19 protein-coding genes and 1 tRNA gene are annotated in these 15915 nt (G+C 35.1%); 11 read left to right on the top strand and 9 right to left on the bottom strand.

Features of this window, described 5'->3' with window-relative positions; translation table 11 throughout:
- Positions 1 to 133: 133 nt before the first annotated feature.
- Both dnaJ and GN157_RS05375 read right to left on the bottom strand, forming a co-directional pair.
- Positions 134 to 1258: a molecular chaperone DnaJ gene (gene dnaJ / locus GN157_RS05380; protein ID WP_157482085.1), complete on the bottom strand. Its 1125-nt coding sequence runs from the start codon at positions 1256 to 1258 to the stop codon at positions 134 to 136.
- 32 nt (positions 1259 to 1290) lie between these two features.
- The gene (locus GN157_RS05375) at positions 1291 to 1848 is read right to left on the bottom strand and encodes a nucleotide exchange factor GrpE (protein ID WP_394350057.1); all 558 of its coding nucleotides are present in this window, start codon (positions 1846 to 1848) and stop codon (positions 1291 to 1293) included.
- Positions 1849 to 1994: 146 nt separating this feature from the next.
- Here GN157_RS05375 and GN157_RS05370 point away from each other — a divergent pair, with 146 nt between their 5' ends.
- Positions 1995 to 2666, top strand: coding sequence for a YceI family protein (locus GN157_RS05370; RefSeq protein ID WP_157482083.1), 672 nt, complete (start codon positions 1995 to 1997; stop codon positions 2664 to 2666).
- A 49-nt stretch (positions 2667 to 2715) separates the two neighbouring features.
- Here GN157_RS05370 and GN157_RS05365 read toward each other — a convergent pair whose 3' ends face one another.
- Together GN157_RS05365 and GN157_RS05360 are read right to left on the bottom strand one after the other, a co-directional pair.
- A complete protein-coding gene (locus GN157_RS05365; RefSeq protein WP_157482082.1) occupies positions 2716 to 3624 on the bottom strand; it encodes a TIGR01777 family oxidoreductase in 909 nt (302 codons plus the stop codon).
- Positions 3625 to 3716: 92 nt separating this feature from the next.
- Positions 3717 to 4169: a DUF4442 domain-containing protein gene (locus tag GN157_RS05360; protein ID WP_157482081.1), complete on the bottom strand. Its 453-nt coding sequence runs from the start codon at positions 4167 to 4169 to the stop codon at positions 3717 to 3719.
- Between the two features lie 156 nt (positions 4170 to 4325).
- On the opposite strand from GN157_RS05360, the gene GN157_RS05355 reads away from it, so the two are divergent.
- The 6 genes from GN157_RS05355 (at position 4326) to GN157_RS05330 (ending at position 9148) form a co-directional block, all read left to right on the top strand.
- Positions 4326 to 4778 (top strand): DUF4870 domain-containing protein, encoded by a 453-nt coding sequence (locus tag GN157_RS05355; protein ID WP_157482080.1) that lies wholly within the window; start codon positions 4326 to 4328, stop codon positions 4776 to 4778.
- Between the two features lie 86 nt (positions 4779 to 4864).
- Positions 4865 to 5203 (top strand): PadR family transcriptional regulator, encoded by a 339-nt coding sequence (locus tag GN157_RS05350; RefSeq protein ID WP_035130213.1) that lies wholly within the window; start codon positions 4865 to 4867, stop codon positions 5201 to 5203.
- Entirely contained in the window at positions 5200 to 6909 is a 1710-nt protein-coding gene (locus GN157_RS05345) for a PspC domain-containing protein (RefSeq protein WP_157482079.1), read from the top strand. Before GN157_RS05350 ends, GN157_RS05345 begins: the two co-directional genes overlap by 4 nt.
- A gap of 35 nt (positions 6910 to 6944) precedes the next feature.
- Complete coding sequence (locus GN157_RS05340) at positions 6945 to 7667, top strand: head GIN domain-containing protein (RefSeq protein ID WP_157482078.1); 723 nt, start codon at positions 6945 to 6947, stop codon at positions 7665 to 7667.
- A gap of 83 nt (positions 7668 to 7750) precedes the next feature.
- Positions 7751 to 8230 carry a nuclear transport factor 2 family protein gene (locus tag GN157_RS05335; protein ID WP_157482077.1) on the top strand — a complete coding sequence of 160 codons (480 nt, stop codon included), beginning with the start codon at positions 7751 to 7753 and terminating at the stop codon, positions 8228 to 8230.
- Between the two features lie 81 nt (positions 8231 to 8311).
- Complete coding sequence (locus tag GN157_RS05330; protein WP_157482076.1) at positions 8312 to 9148, top strand: GIN domain-containing protein; 837 nt, start codon at positions 8312 to 8314, stop codon at positions 9146 to 9148.
- A 67-nt stretch (positions 9149 to 9215) separates the two neighbouring features.
- Here GN157_RS05330 and trxB read toward each other — a convergent pair whose 3' ends face one another.
- On the bottom strand, positions 9216 to 10169 hold the full coding sequence (gene trxB / locus GN157_RS05325) for a thioredoxin-disulfide reductase (protein WP_157482075.1): 954 nt from the start codon (positions 10167 to 10169) through the stop codon (positions 9216 to 9218).
- Positions 10170 to 10331: 162 nt separating this feature from the next.
- Between trxB and GN157_RS05320 the strand changes: the two genes are divergently transcribed.
- Positions 10332 to 10406 (top strand) — tRNA-Pro (locus GN157_RS05320).
- 53 nt (positions 10407 to 10459) lie between these two features.
- On the opposite strand, the gene GN157_RS05315 is transcribed toward GN157_RS05320, so the two are convergent.
- The 3 genes from GN157_RS05315 to GN157_RS05305 all read right to left on the bottom strand — a co-directional run bounded on the left by GN157_RS05315 (position 10460) and on the right by GN157_RS05305 (position 12283).
- Positions 10460 to 11068 carry a hypothetical protein gene (locus GN157_RS05315; RefSeq protein ID WP_157482074.1) on the bottom strand — a complete coding sequence of 203 codons (609 nt, stop codon included), beginning with the start codon at positions 11066 to 11068 and terminating at the stop codon, positions 10460 to 10462.
- 32 nt (positions 11069 to 11100) lie between these two features.
- Positions 11101 to 11535 (bottom strand): DoxX family protein, encoded by a 435-nt coding sequence (locus tag GN157_RS05310; protein ID WP_157482073.1) that lies wholly within the window; start codon positions 11533 to 11535, stop codon positions 11101 to 11103.
- A 61-nt stretch (positions 11536 to 11596) separates the two neighbouring features.
- The gene (locus GN157_RS05305; protein WP_157482072.1) at positions 11597 to 12283 is read right to left on the bottom strand and encodes a GNAT family N-acetyltransferase; all 687 of its coding nucleotides are present in this window, start codon (positions 12281 to 12283) and stop codon (positions 11597 to 11599) included.
- 328 nt (positions 12284 to 12611) lie between these two features.
- Here GN157_RS05305 and GN157_RS05300 point away from each other — a divergent pair, with 328 nt between their 5' ends.
- Together GN157_RS05300 and GN157_RS05295 are read left to right on the top strand one after the other, a co-directional pair.
- The gene (locus GN157_RS05300; protein WP_157482071.1) at positions 12612 to 13079 is read left to right on the top strand and encodes a DinB family protein; all 468 of its coding nucleotides are present in this window, start codon (positions 12612 to 12614) and stop codon (positions 13077 to 13079) included.
- 42 nt (positions 13080 to 13121) lie between these two features.
- Positions 13122 to 14090 carry a phosphotransferase gene (locus GN157_RS05295; protein WP_157482070.1) on the top strand — a complete coding sequence of 323 codons (969 nt, stop codon included), beginning with the start codon at positions 13122 to 13124 and terminating at the stop codon, positions 14088 to 14090.
- On the opposite strand, the gene GN157_RS05290 is transcribed toward GN157_RS05295, so the two are convergent.
- A complete protein-coding gene (locus GN157_RS05290; RefSeq protein WP_197429401.1) occupies positions 14091 to 14666 on the bottom strand; it encodes a M949_RS01915 family surface polysaccharide biosynthesis protein in 576 nt (191 codons plus the stop codon).
- A gap of 225 nt (positions 14667 to 14891) precedes the next feature.
- Here GN157_RS05290 and GN157_RS05285 point away from each other — a divergent pair.
- Positions 14892 to 15915, top strand: a 1024-nt coding sequence (locus tag GN157_RS05285; protein WP_157482068.1) for a TlpA disulfide reductase family protein, incomplete at its 3' end; no start/stop codon positions are given.

Genomic DNA, 15915 nt, shown 5'->3' with positions numbered 1-15915 from the left:
AACAGTATTTGATGCGTTATAAAGATAAATAAAAAAACCCACCCCTATTGGCATAAGGATGGGAAAAATTGCTATGAAAAAGAAAAATCCACTAGTTACCTAGTGAATTTCAAATATATAAATTTATCTTAAATTACGAAAACATATCTTTAACTTTTTCAAAAAAAGATTTATCTGATTTTTCAGGACTAGGAGTAAAGTTTTCGTCGGTTAATGAATTTTCAAAAAACTGCTTTTGTTCTTTAGTCAGTTTTTTTGGTGTCCATACATTAACATGCACCAGTAAATCCCCGCTTCCGTAGCTGTTTATACTAGGTACACCTTTACCTTTAAGTCTCAATATTTTACCAGACTGAATACCTTCTTCAAGCTTAATTCTAACCTTTCCGTTTACAGTATCGATATCTTTATTAGTACCTAAAGCTGCCTCTGCAAAACTAATATAAAGATCCAAATGCAGGTTTTCACCTTCACGTTTTAATGTTTCGTGCTCTATTTCTTCAATAGCAACAATTAAATCACCCGGTATACTATTGTTACCCGGTGCATCGTTACCCTTGCCCGAAACTTTAAGCTGCATACCATCTGCAACACCAGCAGGTATTTTGATTGATACTGTATCGTCTTCCATTATCATACCCTGAGCATCGGCATGATTTGGCTTAGATTCAATAATCTGACCGGTACCACCACATGAATGACAGCTTGAAGCTGTTTGCATTCTACCAAGAATGGTATTAGTAACTTTCATTACCTGACCGGTACCATTACAGGTAGGACAGGTTTTAAAGCTTACTCCCTGTGCCTGTACTTTACGCTTAACCTTGATTTTCTTTTCTACACCGTTAGCAATCTCTTCAAGGGTAAGTTTTACTTTTATACGAAGGTTACTTCCTTTCATTCTGCGCTGGCCTCCGCCACCACCGAAACCACCAAAGCCGCTAAAGCCTCCGCCGAAAGCACTCCCGAAGATATCGCCAAATTGACTGAATATGTCATCCATATTCATACCTCCGCCACCGCCAAAGCCGCCATTTTCAAAAGCAGCATGACCGTATTGATCGTAACGGGCTTTTTTATTAGGATCACTAAGAATCTCATAAGCCTCGGCAGCGAGTTTAAAGTTTTCCTCAGCCTCTTTGTTACCCGGGTTTTTGTCAGGGTGATACTCTATGGCCTTCTTTCGGTAAGCCTTTTTTATCTGCTCTGTAGTAGCAGACCTTTCAATACTAAGTATTTCGTAATAATCTTTTTTCATCCTTGTGTTTGCTTTTTTTCTGTTCCTTAAAATTAGTTACCTATAACCACTTTAGGGAAACGGATAATTTTTTCTCCAAGCTTGTAACCTTTTTCCACTACATCAACCACTTTCCCTTTAAGCTCTTCACTTGGGGCAGGTATTTGAGTAATAGCCTCTGCATAATCTGCATTAAAATCGTCACCAATTTTAATATCAACCAGTTCAAGACCTTTAGATACTAACGTATCTTTAAGCTTATTATGTATAAGCTCTACTCCTTTTAGCATTACCTCATCCTCAGTTTTTGAAATTTGAGCCATCGCCCTGTCAAAATCGTCAAGCACTGGCAGCATAGCCTGTAGTACTTCCTGATTGGCAGTTTTAAAAAGATCTATTCTTTCTTTAGATGTTCTTTTTTTATAGTTTTCAAATTCTGCAAACAGTCTTAAAAACTTATCTTTTTCTTTAGCCAGCTCTTCCTTAAGTTTCTCTTCCTGAGTTAACTCTTCGGCAGATGCAATACCTTCATTTACTGTTTCTTCACTCTCATTAATCACATTTTCCTGTGTTAAATCTTTTTCAGCATTTTCTGAATTTTCCTGGCTCATATTTTTGAATATTTTCTTAAACATTATTATATAGTTCAAAACCGAGTGCAAATGTATTGCCAAATAGATATAAATGTCAAATTGTCACATTTATTTTTTACGGAATTTGTTTAGATTTGTTCTATTATTCATCTAAATAAAATAATATGAAAAACAAGTTTACCCTACTTATGTTGTGTGCTTCACTTGCTTTAACTGTATCTTGTAAAAAAGACAATACAGATAACGCAGAAACAACAGAAGCAGTTGAAGCTAAAGAAGCTACTGCAGAAGCCGTAAAATACAATGTTAACACTGAAGAGTCTGTAATTGACTGGACCGGTTCTAAACCAACAGGAAAACACACAGGTACTATTAAAATCAGCGAAGGTGAGTTTGCCGTAAAAAATGATTCTGTTGAGTCTGGTAAATTTACTTTAGACATGAACTCTATCACTGTAACCGACCTTGAGGCTGGTAACGGTAAAGAGGATCTTGAAGGACACCTTAAAGGTTTAGGGAAAGAAGAAACTGCAGACCACTTCTTTAACGTAAACAAATACCCTACAGGTACTTTTGAAATTACAGGTATCACTCAGGAAGAAGGTAAAACAATGGTAGAAGGCAACCTTACACTTAAGGAAACTACTAAAAACATTAAGTTCCCTGCAACTATTACTGTTACTCCGGAAGCTGTTACTCTTGTAAGCGAAAGCTTTAAAATTGACAGAACTTTATGGAAAGTAAATTACTCATCTAAAAGTATATTTGACAACCTTGGTGACAAATATGTAGATGATGAAATTGAAATTAAAGTAAATGTAAAAGCTGCTAAATAATAGCTTTTATCATTAAAAATAAAAACCTCCTGCAAAACAGGAGGTTTTTTTATTTCACTAACTCGTTAGCTATTGCTTTTTCAAGCGATAGGAATTTAAACTGATACCCTGTCGCTATTATTTTTTTTGCGCTGACATTCTGACTTGTAAACATTAGCATACTCATATCCCCCAGCATCATTTTCATTACAAACTTAGGCACGTTAGGCATAAAGTATGGTTTCTTTAAAACCTTTGCCACACATTTCACCAAATCATTCTGGCTAACAGGATAAGGTGCCACGGCATTAAATACACCTTCCATTTCATTGTTCAATACATAGAAAAATATCTCTACTAAATCCTCTATATGAATCCAGGATTGTATTTGCTTACCCGAACCAAATGCTGAGCCTACACCATAACTAACAGGTTTTGCCAGTTCTGCAAGCATACCGCCTTTAGCTGAAAGCACAAGACCTATTCTTATTTTGGCTACTCTTATTTTTAATTCTTTGATTTTGTCTACTACTTCTTCCCATTTCTCAACTACCTTTCCAACAAAAGAATTGTCCACACCTGTATTATCTTCAGAGTAAACCTCATCCATACTGTCTGGGTATATCCCTATTGCCGATGCACTTATAAACTGGTGTACATTATTCTCCTTGCTCTTAAGTAGATTATAGAGCATATTTGTAGTTGTAGTCCTACTGTTTAATATTTCTTTTTTATAACTTTCCGTCCAGCGTTTAGCGATAGGAGCACCTGCCAGGTGAATTATAACATCAACTCCATTAATACAATCCTCATCTATAACTCCTTTTTCAGGATTCCAATAAAACCCTGCATAAGAATCTTCTTTTCTTATTTTGCTTTTTGATGTGGTAAGATAGTTTATTTGAATACCTCTGTTAAGCAGTAAAGAAACCAGTTCGTTCCCTACTAGCCCGGTAGCACCGGTTATCAAAACTCTCATAGTTGCTTTTTTAACAAAGTTAAAACCTGAATATTTAAATAAAAGTTAAACAAAAAAGCTTTAACTGAATTTTGTGATTTTATCCTTACAAATTATTTAACCTTAATACTCCATTCGAACTCCATTTCAGAAACCTGATCTCCTGCCTCATCTGTCCCTATTGACTTCATCCAGAAGGTTTGCCCCTCTCCTGTTTCAATAGCTTTATGGATCATCTCTTCAATAAGGTTACCATCATTACTGGTAAAAGTTATGAGCCCTTTAGCTTTTTTGGTAAAATTTCCTTTATTGTTTGCTACAAGCATTGATATTTTTTTACCGCTGTTTTGTATATGATACATAACCAAAGCGCCCGTAGTTAATTCGGCAGCCATAGCCTGAACGGCAAAATACATGGAGTTAAACGGATTTTGGTTCATCCAGCGATGCCTTACTTTTACAATGCACTGCTCTTTTGTAATGTGCTTTACCCTCACTCCGCATAAATAGGCCGAAGGTAATTTCACCATTAAAAAGGTATTGAGTTTAGATGGTGTAAAGTTCATAGTAGTTGGTTTACATGCGAATATAACAATTAAATAGTGAATATTCTATCTTTTTCAATTTGTTAAAATTATGTTAATTTTAAGTACTTTGCATTGCATAATACCTTTTTTTAAACATATATTTGCATAGAATATTAATAGATATACCCATATACTATGGAAACCACAGCAAACCGAAACACAGCCATTTTAATGCAACTTAGCGTATATACACAGTATTTTATACCACTTGGAAACTTTATATTCCCTACGTTAATATGGAGTCTTAAAAAACATGATTCAAAATTTGTAGATTATAATGGTAAACAAATAATAAACTTTCAGCTTAGCCTTTTTCTATACTCTTTACTGCTCATTATTATAGCCATACCAGTTATACTATATACTACACTAAATGATTTAAGCTTTAATGCTGTAAATGAATTTCATTTTATAAACGAACAGTTTAGTGTAGAAAAAATAACGGGCATTGTAACCATAGCCATACTGGCCATACTTATCCTTTTAGCAATGAAAGCTTTAGAATTCTTTTTAATAATATATGCATCAGTAAAAAACAGTAACGGGGAAAATTACAATTACCCTTTAACAATAAAATTTATAAAATAAACAAATCAGCCAACCCTATTTCAATCATCAATCATCATCAATCATCAATCAAAAAATGAACAGTTCAATTAAAACACAGGAGTCTTATGAACATTGAAAACACAAAGGCGCAAATGCGTAAAGGGGTATTGGAATTTTGCATCCTTTCTATTTTAAAAGAGAAAGATGCCTATACATCAGAAATTCTTGATACCTTAAAAAACGCAAAAATGCTGGTGGTAGAGGGCACAGTTTACCCTTTGCTTACCAGGCTTAAAAACGACGGACTTCTAAGCTATCGCTGGGAAGAATCAACATCGGGACCACCAAGAAAATATTACGGTTTAACCGATGAAGGCAAAGAATTTTTAAAAGAACTAAGTATCACCTGGACAGAATTGTCCGACGCAGTAAACGTAATAACAAGTCAAAACTCACAGTCATGAACAGAACAGTAAGTATAAATTTAGGAGGCTTTTTCTTTCATATCGACGAAGACGCTTATCAAAAACTAAATCGCTATTTTGATGCTATCAAACGATCTCTGTCTCCAGACGGGAAGGAAGAGATTATGAATGATATTGAAGCCAGAATTGCGGAGCTTTTGTCTGACAAAATCAAAAACGACAAACAGGTTGTAGGCGTTAGAGAAATAGACGAAGTTATTGCCATTATGGGACAACCGGAAGATTATAAAATTGACGAAGACACTACAGGAAGCTCATCATCATATTCGGGCAGTACCTACTACAACCCGGAACACAAAACAAGGAAGTTTTACCGTGACGGAGAATCAAGCATAATTGCAGGTGTATGTGCCGGTATTGCACATTACTTTAGGATAGATCCGCTATGGGTAAGGATAATATTTATTATTTCACCATTTATTTCATTCGGTACCAGCTTACTGGTTTATATCCTATTTTGGATAATTATACCAAAAGCCATTACCACTACCGAAAAACTTGAAATGAAAGGCGAACAGATAAACATCTCCAATATCGAAAAAAAGGTTCGTGAGGAAATAGATAATATTTCCTCAAAATTTCAAAATGTTGACTATAACAAACTGGGAAACAACGCAAAAACAGGTGCCGAAAGAATAGGTAACGGTATAGGCAATGTATTTATGGCTATTTTTAAAGCTATCTCTAAAGTAATTGGTGCTATAATACTTATATTTTCAGCTTTAACACTTGGAGGACTTATAATATTCTTCTTCACAGTTTTGTTTACATCAGCTATACCGGGTGGACCATGGCATGATATTATGAATTTTGCTAATTATACCGAAGTCCCTTTATGGATTTTAGCTTTAATTGGATTACTAACTATAGGTATACCGTTTTTCTTCCTGTTCCTTTTAGGCCTTAAAATACTGGTAGAAAACCCTAAACCTATAGGCAATGTTACCAAATATACCTTATTAGGAATATGGCTTATTTCTATTGCTTTCTCAATCTATTTAGGTATTAGGCAGGCTACCGAAGTAGCTTATGATGGTAAAGTCATGAAAAAAGAACAAATACTGATTAGCCCTACAGATACATTAAACATCAAATTTAGGTTCAATGAGTTTTATGCTAAAAACGTATACCGTAATACTAATTTCAGGATTACACAGGATACAACAGGCAACAACCTGATATTTTCAAATAATGTAGAACTGTTTTTTGTAAAAACCGATGCAGAAAACCCATATGTACAAATCGAGAAAGTATCTGAAGGCGGATCAATGAGTGACGCAAGAGACAGAGCCGAAAAAATTAAGTATAATTTTGATTTAGAAGGAAATAAATTAACTTTAGACAATTATTTGGTTACCGATTTAAAAAATAAATTAAGGAATCAGAGAGTTAAGGTATACATATATCTACCGGAAGGCACAATTATAAATGCTGACAGAAGTATTAGGCACTATCATTACAATATAGGCGATCACTCTCTATACATCCCTTATAATGATGAGAATCATTTATATCAGTTAAATGGTGATGACCTTAACTGTCTTGACTGTCCCGAAGAAGAAGTCGATTATGACGAAACTGAAGAAGATAACAACATTGAAGCTCATGGTCATTTAAAAATATCTAATGGAAATACCGATATAAGTATTGAGATAAAAGACAAACCAAAAGACACTATCAATTAAAAAAACAATAAGTTAAACCAGCTAAAACCAAAATCATGACAAAAATTATAACCCATATCACAAAAGCCGTTATAGCAATAGTGACCGCTTTATTATTCTCATCCTGCGGATTTGGGATAAACGGTGATGGAAATGTAGTAACCACTGAAAGAAATGCTGATGGTAATTTCACATCGGTATCGGGTAACCGCGGACTTGAAGTTGTTATTGAACAGGGAAAACAAAAAAAAATAACTGTTGAAGCAGATGAGAACTTACAAGAACACATATCTACTAAAATTGAAGGTGGCGAACTTGTTATCACAACCGATGTAGGTATACAAAAAGCAACTTCAAAAAAGGTTATAGTTAGCATGCCGGTTATAGAAAGAATAGCTTCATCATCGGGTGCTAATATAATTAGCAAAAACACTATAAAAACTGAAAACCTGGGTTTATCTTCCAGTAGCGGTAGCCAGCTTGAGGTAAGCACAGAAGCTGTAAGTGTTAGAGCCGAATCAAGTAGCGGAAGCTCCCTTAAAGTAAAAGGAAAAGCTCAAAAACTGGAAGCAGATGCTTCAAGCGGAAGTAATCTTAATGCTAAAGACCTGGCAGTAAATGCTGCCAACGCCGAAGCTTCAAGCGGTAGCTCTGTTTTGGTTAACACAAGTAACAGCCTTGATGCCGAAGCATCAAGCGGAGGATCGGTATTATTTGCAGGAAACCCTTCAACAGTAAATAAAAACACTTCTTCGGGGGGCACTGTAAAACAGGATTAACCTCCCGGCCATTTCTAAAAAACACTGCTGACCACAGTGTTTTTTTATTTCATCATCAATCATCAATCAAAAAACTATCAGTCATGAAAAAATTAATCATCCTTATTGCTGCATTAACAACAGGAATTGTTACTGCTCAGGACAAATTCCCCGAAACACAAAAAGAACTCGAAGCTAAAATAATTACCTTAGACAGCCTGGCGTTTGAAGCCTATAACACCTGCGACCTTGAAAAATCCAGAACTTTTTTTACAGATGATGTAGAATTTTACCACGACAAGGGAGGCATTAGTAAAGGTTGTGACAAACTAATGGAAAGTATGCGAAAGCACATTTGTAACGGTTCTCAAAAAATATTGCGCAAGCCCGTACTAAGCACTTTTGAAGTTTACCCTATGATTGGATATGGAGCCATACTTACCGGTGACCACGAATTCTATATTGTAGAAAACGGAGTGGAAAGAAAAACCGGAACGGCAAAATTTACTCACTTGTGGCTTTTGGAAAACGGAAAATGGAAAATGTCACGCATACTTAGCTATGAGCACAAACCAGCAGAATAATTTATACTTTACTACGTTATAACACCGGTCATCGCCGGTGTTTTTTTATATATTTGCGACAAACCGTTTCTAAATAATAATATGAAAAAGTTTATAATAATTGTATTCTCAGTGTTGCTTACTACAGCAGCTTTTGCTCAGCGCAAAGACAAAATAAAAGGAACCAAAAATGTTACCGTTTCGCAAAGGGGAGTAACAGCTTTTGAAAATATTGAAGTGGAAGATAACGTTGAAATCTTTCTTGTTAAAGGTGCAGGAGAAGGCATAGAGATTGAAGCAGACGACAACCTGCACGAAGTTATCCAAACAGATGTAAACGGAAGTACACTAAGGATATTTACCTCTAAAGAGGTTACCCGTTTTGACAAGTTTATTGTTAGAGTAACTTATACCGAAAATCTTAAAAGTGTTACGGGCAGGCATGAAACTGTTATCAATGCCCTTGCCGATCTTGAAGTAGATACTATCACCGTTAAAAACTTTGATTACTCTAAATCTTACCTAAATGTGAAGGCCTCTAACTTTAGTTTATACCTAAACGACAAGACCAAAGCCGAAATAAACTATAAAGGAAACGACTGTGCTTTTGAGTTAAGCAAAAAAGCCAACCTTAAAGCACTGGTGGCAGCATCAAACTCCTCTAAGTTTGACTTATATCAGGAAAGTGAGGCAGTAATAGAAGGTGATGCTTTAAATGCCCTTTTAAGAGTAGACAACAGTGCTTCGTTTACGGGAGCTAAATTTACGGTTAAAAATCTTGAACTGGTTGCCGAGGGGTATTCAAACACAAACGTTATGGCAGCCGAAACAGCTGTAATCACAGCCAAAGGAAAAGCCGAAATAGGCTTTTACGGAGACGCCAAAATAGAACTTAAAACTTTTGCCGACAGTGCTGCAATTTACAAGAGACAGCTATAAAGTAAAACATCTATAAAACAGAAAAGCAGTGCTATTGCACTGCTTTTTTTATATCATTATAGTACTATTAATGATTATCAAGTGTTGCAAGGTAACGCTCTGCATCAAGAGCGGCCATACAACCTGAACCGGCCGCTGTAATAGCCTGTCGGTACTCTTTATCCTGAACATCTCCGGAAGCAAATACACCCGGTAAGTTTGTTTTGGTAGATTTACCCTGAGTGATAAGGTAACCAGTATCATCCATATCAAGCTGACCTTTAAAGATATCAGTATTTGGCTTGTGACCAATAGCAATAAATAAACCTGTTACAGGGATTTCGGTTTTCTCACCTGTTTGGTTATTTACTGTTCTTAAACCTTCAACAACCTGTTCACCAAGTACCTCATCAACTTCTGTATTATAAAGTACTGTTAGGTTAGGAGTATTTTCAACACGGTGCTGCATTGCTTTTGAAGCTCTCATGAAATCTTTTCTTACAAGCATAGTAACATTTTTACAGATGTTAGCAAGGTATGTAGCCTCCTCGGCAGCAGTATCACCCGCTCCTACGATAGCCACATCCTGACCTCTGTAAAAGAAACCGTCACAAACCGCACAGGCAGAAACTCCACCACCTCTAAGGCGTTGCTCACTTGGTAACCCAAGATATTTAGCTGTAGCCCCTGTAGAGATAATTACAGTTTGTGCATGTACTTCCTTGTTATTATCAATAGTAGCTTTATGCCATCCGCCGTGTTCTTTACTAAGTTCAATAGCGGTAACCATCCCTATACGCACTTCTGTACCAAAACGCTCAGCCTGCTGTTGCAGCTGCACCATCATGGTAGGTCCGTCAATACCTTCAGGGTATCCCGGGAAATTATCAACTTCTGTAGTTGTGGTTAACTGACCACCAGGTTCCATACCTGTATATATAACCGGATTCATATCTGCCCTTGCAGCATAAATAGCCGCAGTATAACCTGCAGGACCTGAACCGATGATAAGACATTTTATTTTTTCGATAGAATCAGACATAGTTTTAACTGTTAGTTTTAATTCAAAGAGTTGCAAATGTAAGTTTTAATTAAAAAAATAACTACACTTATATATCAGATTTGACTATGCAAAAATAAATTTTTGCTATAGGCTTTGAAAATTGATTTTTAGTAGTATATTTGCAACCTCTTAACCGAGAAACGGGGTGTAGCGTAGCCCGGTCATCGCGCCTGGTTTGGGACCAGGAGGTCGCAGGTTCGAATCCTGCCACCCCGACAAAAAGCTTCAGTGAAAACTGGAGCTTTTTTTTATTTTCACATTCTACTTTCTTAGCCCCTTTTAAATGCCTTACTGCTCAATAGCTGTTTCGCTTTGTTTTTAACACCTTTTCCGGCACCACGTTGCAATAATTCTTCTACAATTTCTTTAGAGATATCTTTATGATCTAAAATCAACTCCTGAAGTTTTTTATGGTTAGACGCCATGATGTTTGCTATAACCTCTTTTGTTAAACCATTTGCTAACAAATCCTGTCTTAAAGACTCATTAGGTTCATCCACAACACCCGGTTTTAATAAAATACGAGTATCAATATATGGTTTTAAAGTAAAAAGTAAATCATTCAGCTTTTCTACTAACTCCTGTCGGTTTTGGGTTGTAAACTCCAGTTCGGGAGCTTCCCAAATACCCTCATACTCCATTGTATTTGTTATGCTGTTAAATTTTGGCAATAGTAAAATAACCTGTAATTGGTATGCACCGTTAATGGCGGCTTCCGGCTGCCAGCATACATCAATAGCTTTTAATCGTGTTGATGAATTTACCAGCAGTAAACTACCTGTAAATTCATGTATAGTTTCTTCCGTTGGATCTGTTTCGGTCAACAAGTTCCACTCTACTGTCCAGCCTGATGGTATTTTTAATGGTTGAAGATTCATTTATAAATACTTTATAACAGAAGTTTACACGTCTATTTTTCGGTTTTTTGAAACAAACTATCCAGCTCCAAATATTTATCTTTCATTAAGCTCAGGGCAAATGCTGCGGCAGAAGCCGTAAAAACCGAAAAATCAAGAGCGCCTTTTATACCTATTGAAAAGGTCATTGAGAGTCCGAACATCAAAAGTAAAAACCCGCTCAGTTTAGCAAACAACTCGGTTTTAAACCCGATTATAAGGAAAACTGCAAAAATAATTTCGGCTGAAGTTGCTGTAATGCCGGCAATTGAAATTAAAGAATCAGGGAGCCATGGGTTTATTGCCTTAGTATAGTTTAAAAAACTCTCCCAATTACCCCATACAAATGCTTCTTTGCTCCAAAACACCCCTAACCTATCTACCACTGCCGATAAGAACCCGATAGCTATTGCAAATCGTAAAAACAGTTTTATTATTTTTTTATCCATATCAATCTATAAAGTTTTAAAAAGTAAATACAAACCTCATTTAAGCTGACTAACCAATGTTTTAAGGGGAACAGATAAAGTTCCAAAAACTAATTTTTCTCCTCTTTAAGTAACCTAATTTTTCATAGAGTTTAATTGCTCCTGTATTTGATTCGGCAACATGTAAATAAGGAACTTTACCTTCTTTAAATATTTTATTACTTGTAAAAGCAACTAACTGCTTAGCATAACCTTTCCCTAAATACTCAGGATGAGTTACAACCGCGCTTACTTCGGTATACTCATTCATTTTCATCCGTTCACCGGTTACTGCCACAAGTCTGTTATTATTATATATTCCGTAATAACTCCCTAAATCAGGAGTTTTATTTTTAAAATAACCCGGCTGTACCAAATTTACAAGATCAAACAACTCGTTTTTTTGATTTACTGTTTTAAGCTCATCTATTTGCTCAGAGATAGTAATATCAATAGGTTTAGAAATTGTCATTTGATTACAAACCAGTTCTTTTTTCAACCGTACATTATCTGTAAAAACAGGTAAATCACCAACTACATAAAAATTATTTGTTAATTGAGTATAAGCATCTATCCCTAATTTAGCTGAATCAGGATGTATATGCCCCCCAAAGGGACAACAATCAGGCTCATAAAATTTTATGCCATTATATTCTATTGAAAACTTATTATGTGTTTCTTTTAAAGAATACCACACAGGGTTATCTAGTTTAAATTCTTCTCTTTCCATTTTTCATTTAAAATGAGTACTAAGATAGTACACTATTCATCACTTCACAACTTACTATAAATGAAAAAACTGTCCTGCTTAATTGATATAAAATGTTCTTTTTATGTAAAACCAAGGTAAGGCAAATAAGATTTCAAATACCCGGATTATGTAAAGATAAAACCAGTGAAATATTTAATACTAAATATTTTGAAATAACACCAGAGGTTTTCAATAAACTAATAATCTAAGTTATATTGAAGCTAAAAGCCGAACAAAATGTTCGGCTTTTAGCTTCAATCCCTTTTCAAAACTTTAAATTTGTTTTCCTTTTTAAAACCAACCAAAAATGACACTTAACGAAATTATTATCAATCACCTGAAACAAGTAAGACGCCGAAGCACTATGCTTTGGGAAAGCCTCCCTAAAGAATATTACAACTGGAAACCTGATAATGATGCCATGACGGCAATAGAGCTAATACGCCATGTATTACAGGCTGATTATGGATGGAACATAATAATAAATCAGGGAGACATGACAAACTATACTACACCATGGGAAAATCTTCCTTACACAAGTGTACAGGATGAGCTGGAATTTGCATCACCTCACCGTCAAACGTTTTTAGACAGTATTAAAAAGTTTACCCAAAAAGAACTTGAAGAAATACAAATAATACATCCCGGTAACGGCGAAAAAAAGAATCTTGCCGCATACTTGCTTCGCATAGGTTATCATGAATCTGTTCATGCAGGTCAGTTTCTTTCATATTTAAGAGCAATGGGCATAGATCGTCCTTTTATATGGGATTAAACTAATCTTTACTATTTTTGCCGCCCTTTAACAAAATTCAACATGAATACTTTCCCTGTAGCAAGATCTATCCTTAATCCAAAAGAGCTTGGCGACTATATCATTTCGCAATATGATTTAGGCAACAACACTGATTGTTCTCTTTTCCGTACCGGAATGAATCACACCTATATGTTAACAGGTAAGAGCAGCAAACATGTACTTAGGTTATATTGCCATAACTGGCGTACTAAAAAGGAAATTGAAGAAGAAATAAGCCTGCTTTTATCTTTAAAAGAAAAGGGACTGAATATCTCCTACCCTGTCCCAGATGCAAACGGTAATTACATTCAGGAAATCAACGCACCCGAAGGGATTCGCTATGCAGTTGTCTTTTCATTTGCTGAGGGAGGGAAAGTTCGCTTTATAGACGAAGACACCTGTTTTTACATCGGTACGATAATGGGTAAATTTCATCAGGCAACAAAAAGTAAAACCTATAAACGAATTAATTATAATACAAAAACACTTACCGAACTACCGTACCAATATGCTAATACCTATTTTCATGATGACCTTCCTGAAATGCAGTATCTAAAAGCTTTGGGTAACGACATAAAGCAACTGTTTGAACAAATACCTTTACAGCAGGGTGTGGTACACCTTGATATGTGGTACGACAATATGGCGATTACCAATGAAAATGAAGTAACGGTATTTGATTTTGACTTCTTTGGTAACGGACCACTTATATTAGACGTAGCTTACTTTTGTAAACACCTCTTTATTATTGAACCGAACAAAGAGGTATACAGCAAAAAAGCCCAGGCTTTTATAAACGGATATCAAAGTATAAATACACTTTCACAGCAGGACTTGAATATTATTCCTCATGCAGCAGCAGCCGTTTTTATTTTTTATCTTGGAGTACAGTCACAACGTTTTGACTGGTCTAATATTTTCCTGTCGGAAAACTACCTTAAAATGTATGTAGGCAGGATTCAAAGTTGGATGAAATATCACAAAGATTAACTAATCCCATTTTTGAATTATATTTTTTTGCCAAAGTTTTGTAGCATAATCTAAAAACTCTTTAGGTCCCTTCTCAAATGCAGAATCAAAAGTATAACCTCCACCTATGTAATACTTTTTACCTTTTTCATCTGTTCCTCCAAAAACCTTATTCTCTCCACGTATAGCATATTTTTGCCCATCTTCATACATTATTATTTTCATAATGCATGGACTCACATCTCCGTGGCATGCCTTTTTATACATTAACCATACTTCGGCTATACCATCATTATCAAGGTCGGTTACAGGGAATGTATCTTTAAAAAATTCTGCTTCTATATCTACAGGACAATCACTTATATAATCGTAAACCTTCCATAGTAATTTTACAGTATCTTTTTCAACCAGATAATGGTAAGCAAAAACCTCTGCATCATAACCATCATTATCGTCGTGTGTATATTTTTCACTTACATGTATACCGGTTTCGGTGCGCACCACAATATTATCCCCTATACCGTCAGTCCACTTAACAGCATCAAGAAATTTACCTTCAAACAAAACACCTTTTGGCAATGCTTTTTCATTAATCAACTTTACATCAAAACTATTTTGGGAGTATGCCTGTACGAAAACCAAAAAAGTAAAAACAATTAAAAACCTATAAATCATATACAGCTATAAATAAATTTTAGCACTAAGTTATAAAGAATAAAATCACATCAGTTTAAACTTTAAAAATAATTTTAATCAACTTTAATTATGTAATTACATAAGAAAAACCCTATTTTTGACATCACACTTTACAAAACCAACAAAATGAAATTTTCAAACCAATTAGTATTACTATTTACTGCATTATTATTAATTAACTGTTCCAAAAAAGAAGACGTTTGCCATATACACGGTACTGTTGTTGACACTGACACTGAGTCTGTAATACTCGTAAGACCCTATGAAGACTTAACTGAGCCAGCTATAGAGATACCAGCTATTGATGGTAAATTTGAGTATACAGCACACATAGAAAACCCTGAAAGCTATCAGCTTTTTTTAGGTAAAGCAAAGGAGACAAGAACAGGTCAATTTACATTGATATTCCTTGAAAACACAGATATAAATATTACTGTACATTCAGAAGAAAATTTTGATAAAAACACAGTAGAAGGAGGGCAGTTAAATAAAGAGTATAAAACAATTAATGATGAATATAATACAAAACTGAAAAGCCTCAACCAAGAGGAAACAAAGCTTAAGGAGGAAGGAAACTACAGAACAAAAGCATTTCTGGATGCTGATAAGCTAATGTCAACCGATAAAAATACTTGGCTAAAAAAATTAGACAGTTTAAGAAGACTTAATCAAGAATACACTCCTGAAGGAAAGGCTTTTAATGAAAAAGTTTCTAAAGTTATAGAAAGTAGAATAAAATGGGCAGAAAACAATCCTTCCTCTATTGTTTCTTATTACCTGCTTTTAGAAAATGTAATAAACCAAGACATTATTGACGTTAACAAAACCTACAAGCTTTACGAAAAGTTGTCAAATAACTTTCCTAACCATCCTTATAATGAGGTAGCACTTAATCTTATAAAAGGAAAAAGCATTAAAGCAGGTAAAAAATTTATCGACTTCACAGCTCCTGATTTGAACGGTAACCCGATAACACTATCAACCCAAATTGAAGGAAAAGTAGCTTTACTTGATTTATGGGCAACATGGTGCGCCCCTTGTATTGCAAAAAGCAAAACTATGGTACCTGTATACAATGATTACAAAGACAAAGGCTTTACCGTAATTGGCGTTGCAAGAGAAAAGGATAACACAAAAAGACTTACTGAAT

The sequence above is a fragment of the Flavobacterium rakeshii genome, from assembly GCF_009741375.1.
In the GTDB taxonomy this organism is placed as follows: Bacteria; Bacteroidota; Bacteroidia; order Flavobacteriales; family Flavobacteriaceae; genus Flavobacterium; species Flavobacterium rakeshii.
The sequence above is the reverse complement of the archived record's forward strand: the minus strand, read 5'-3'. Positions and strand labels throughout refer to the sequence as shown.

Coding starts and splice junctions, on each gene's coding strand:
- dnaJ (WP_157482085.1), bottom strand. CDS start 1,258: ATGAAAAAAGATTATTACGAAATACTTAGTATTGAAAGGTCTGCTACT.
- GN157_RS05375 (WP_394350057.1), bottom strand. CDS start 1,848: ATGAGCCAGGAAAATTCAGAAAATGCTGAAAAAGATTTAACACAGGAA.
- GN157_RS05370 (WP_157482083.1), top strand. CDS start 1,995: ATGAAAAACAAGTTTACCCTACTTATGTTGTGTGCTTCACTTGCTTTA.
- GN157_RS05365 (WP_157482082.1), bottom strand. CDS start 3,624: ATGAGAGTTTTGATAACCGGTGCTACCGGGCTAGTAGGGAACGAACTG.
- GN157_RS05360 (WP_157482081.1), bottom strand. CDS start 4,169: ATGAACTTTACACCATCTAAACTCAATACCTTTTTAATGGTGAAATTA.
- GN157_RS05355 (WP_157482080.1), top strand. CDS start 4,326: ATGGAAACCACAGCAAACCGAAACACAGCCATTTTAATGCAACTTAGC.
- GN157_RS05350 (WP_035130213.1), top strand. CDS start 4,865: ATGAACATTGAAAACACAAAGGCGCAAATGCGTAAAGGGGTATTGGAA.
- GN157_RS05345 (WP_157482079.1), top strand. CDS start 5,200: ATGAACAGAACAGTAAGTATAAATTTAGGAGGCTTTTTCTTTCATATC.
- GN157_RS05340 (WP_157482078.1), top strand. CDS start 6,945: ATGACAAAAATTATAACCCATATCACAAAAGCCGTTATAGCAATAGTG.
- GN157_RS05335 (WP_157482077.1), top strand. CDS start 7,751: ATGAAAAAATTAATCATCCTTATTGCTGCATTAACAACAGGAATTGTT.
- GN157_RS05330 (WP_157482076.1), top strand. CDS start 8,312: ATGAAAAAGTTTATAATAATTGTATTCTCAGTGTTGCTTACTACAGCA.
- trxB (WP_157482075.1), bottom strand. CDS start 10,169: ATGTCTGATTCTATCGAAAAAATAAAATGTCTTATCATCGGTTCAGGT.
- GN157_RS05315 (WP_157482074.1), bottom strand. CDS start 11,068: ATGAATCTTCAACCATTAAAAATACCATCAGGCTGGACAGTAGAGTGG.
- GN157_RS05310 (WP_157482073.1), bottom strand. CDS start 11,535: ATGGATAAAAAAATAATAAAACTGTTTTTACGATTTGCAATAGCTATC.
- GN157_RS05305 (WP_157482072.1), bottom strand. CDS start 12,283: ATGGAAAGAGAAGAATTTAAACTAGATAACCCTGTGTGGTATTCTTTA.
- GN157_RS05300 (WP_157482071.1), top strand. CDS start 12,612: ATGACACTTAACGAAATTATTATCAATCACCTGAAACAAGTAAGACGC.
- GN157_RS05295 (WP_157482070.1), top strand. CDS start 13,122: ATGAATACTTTCCCTGTAGCAAGATCTATCCTTAATCCAAAAGAGCTT.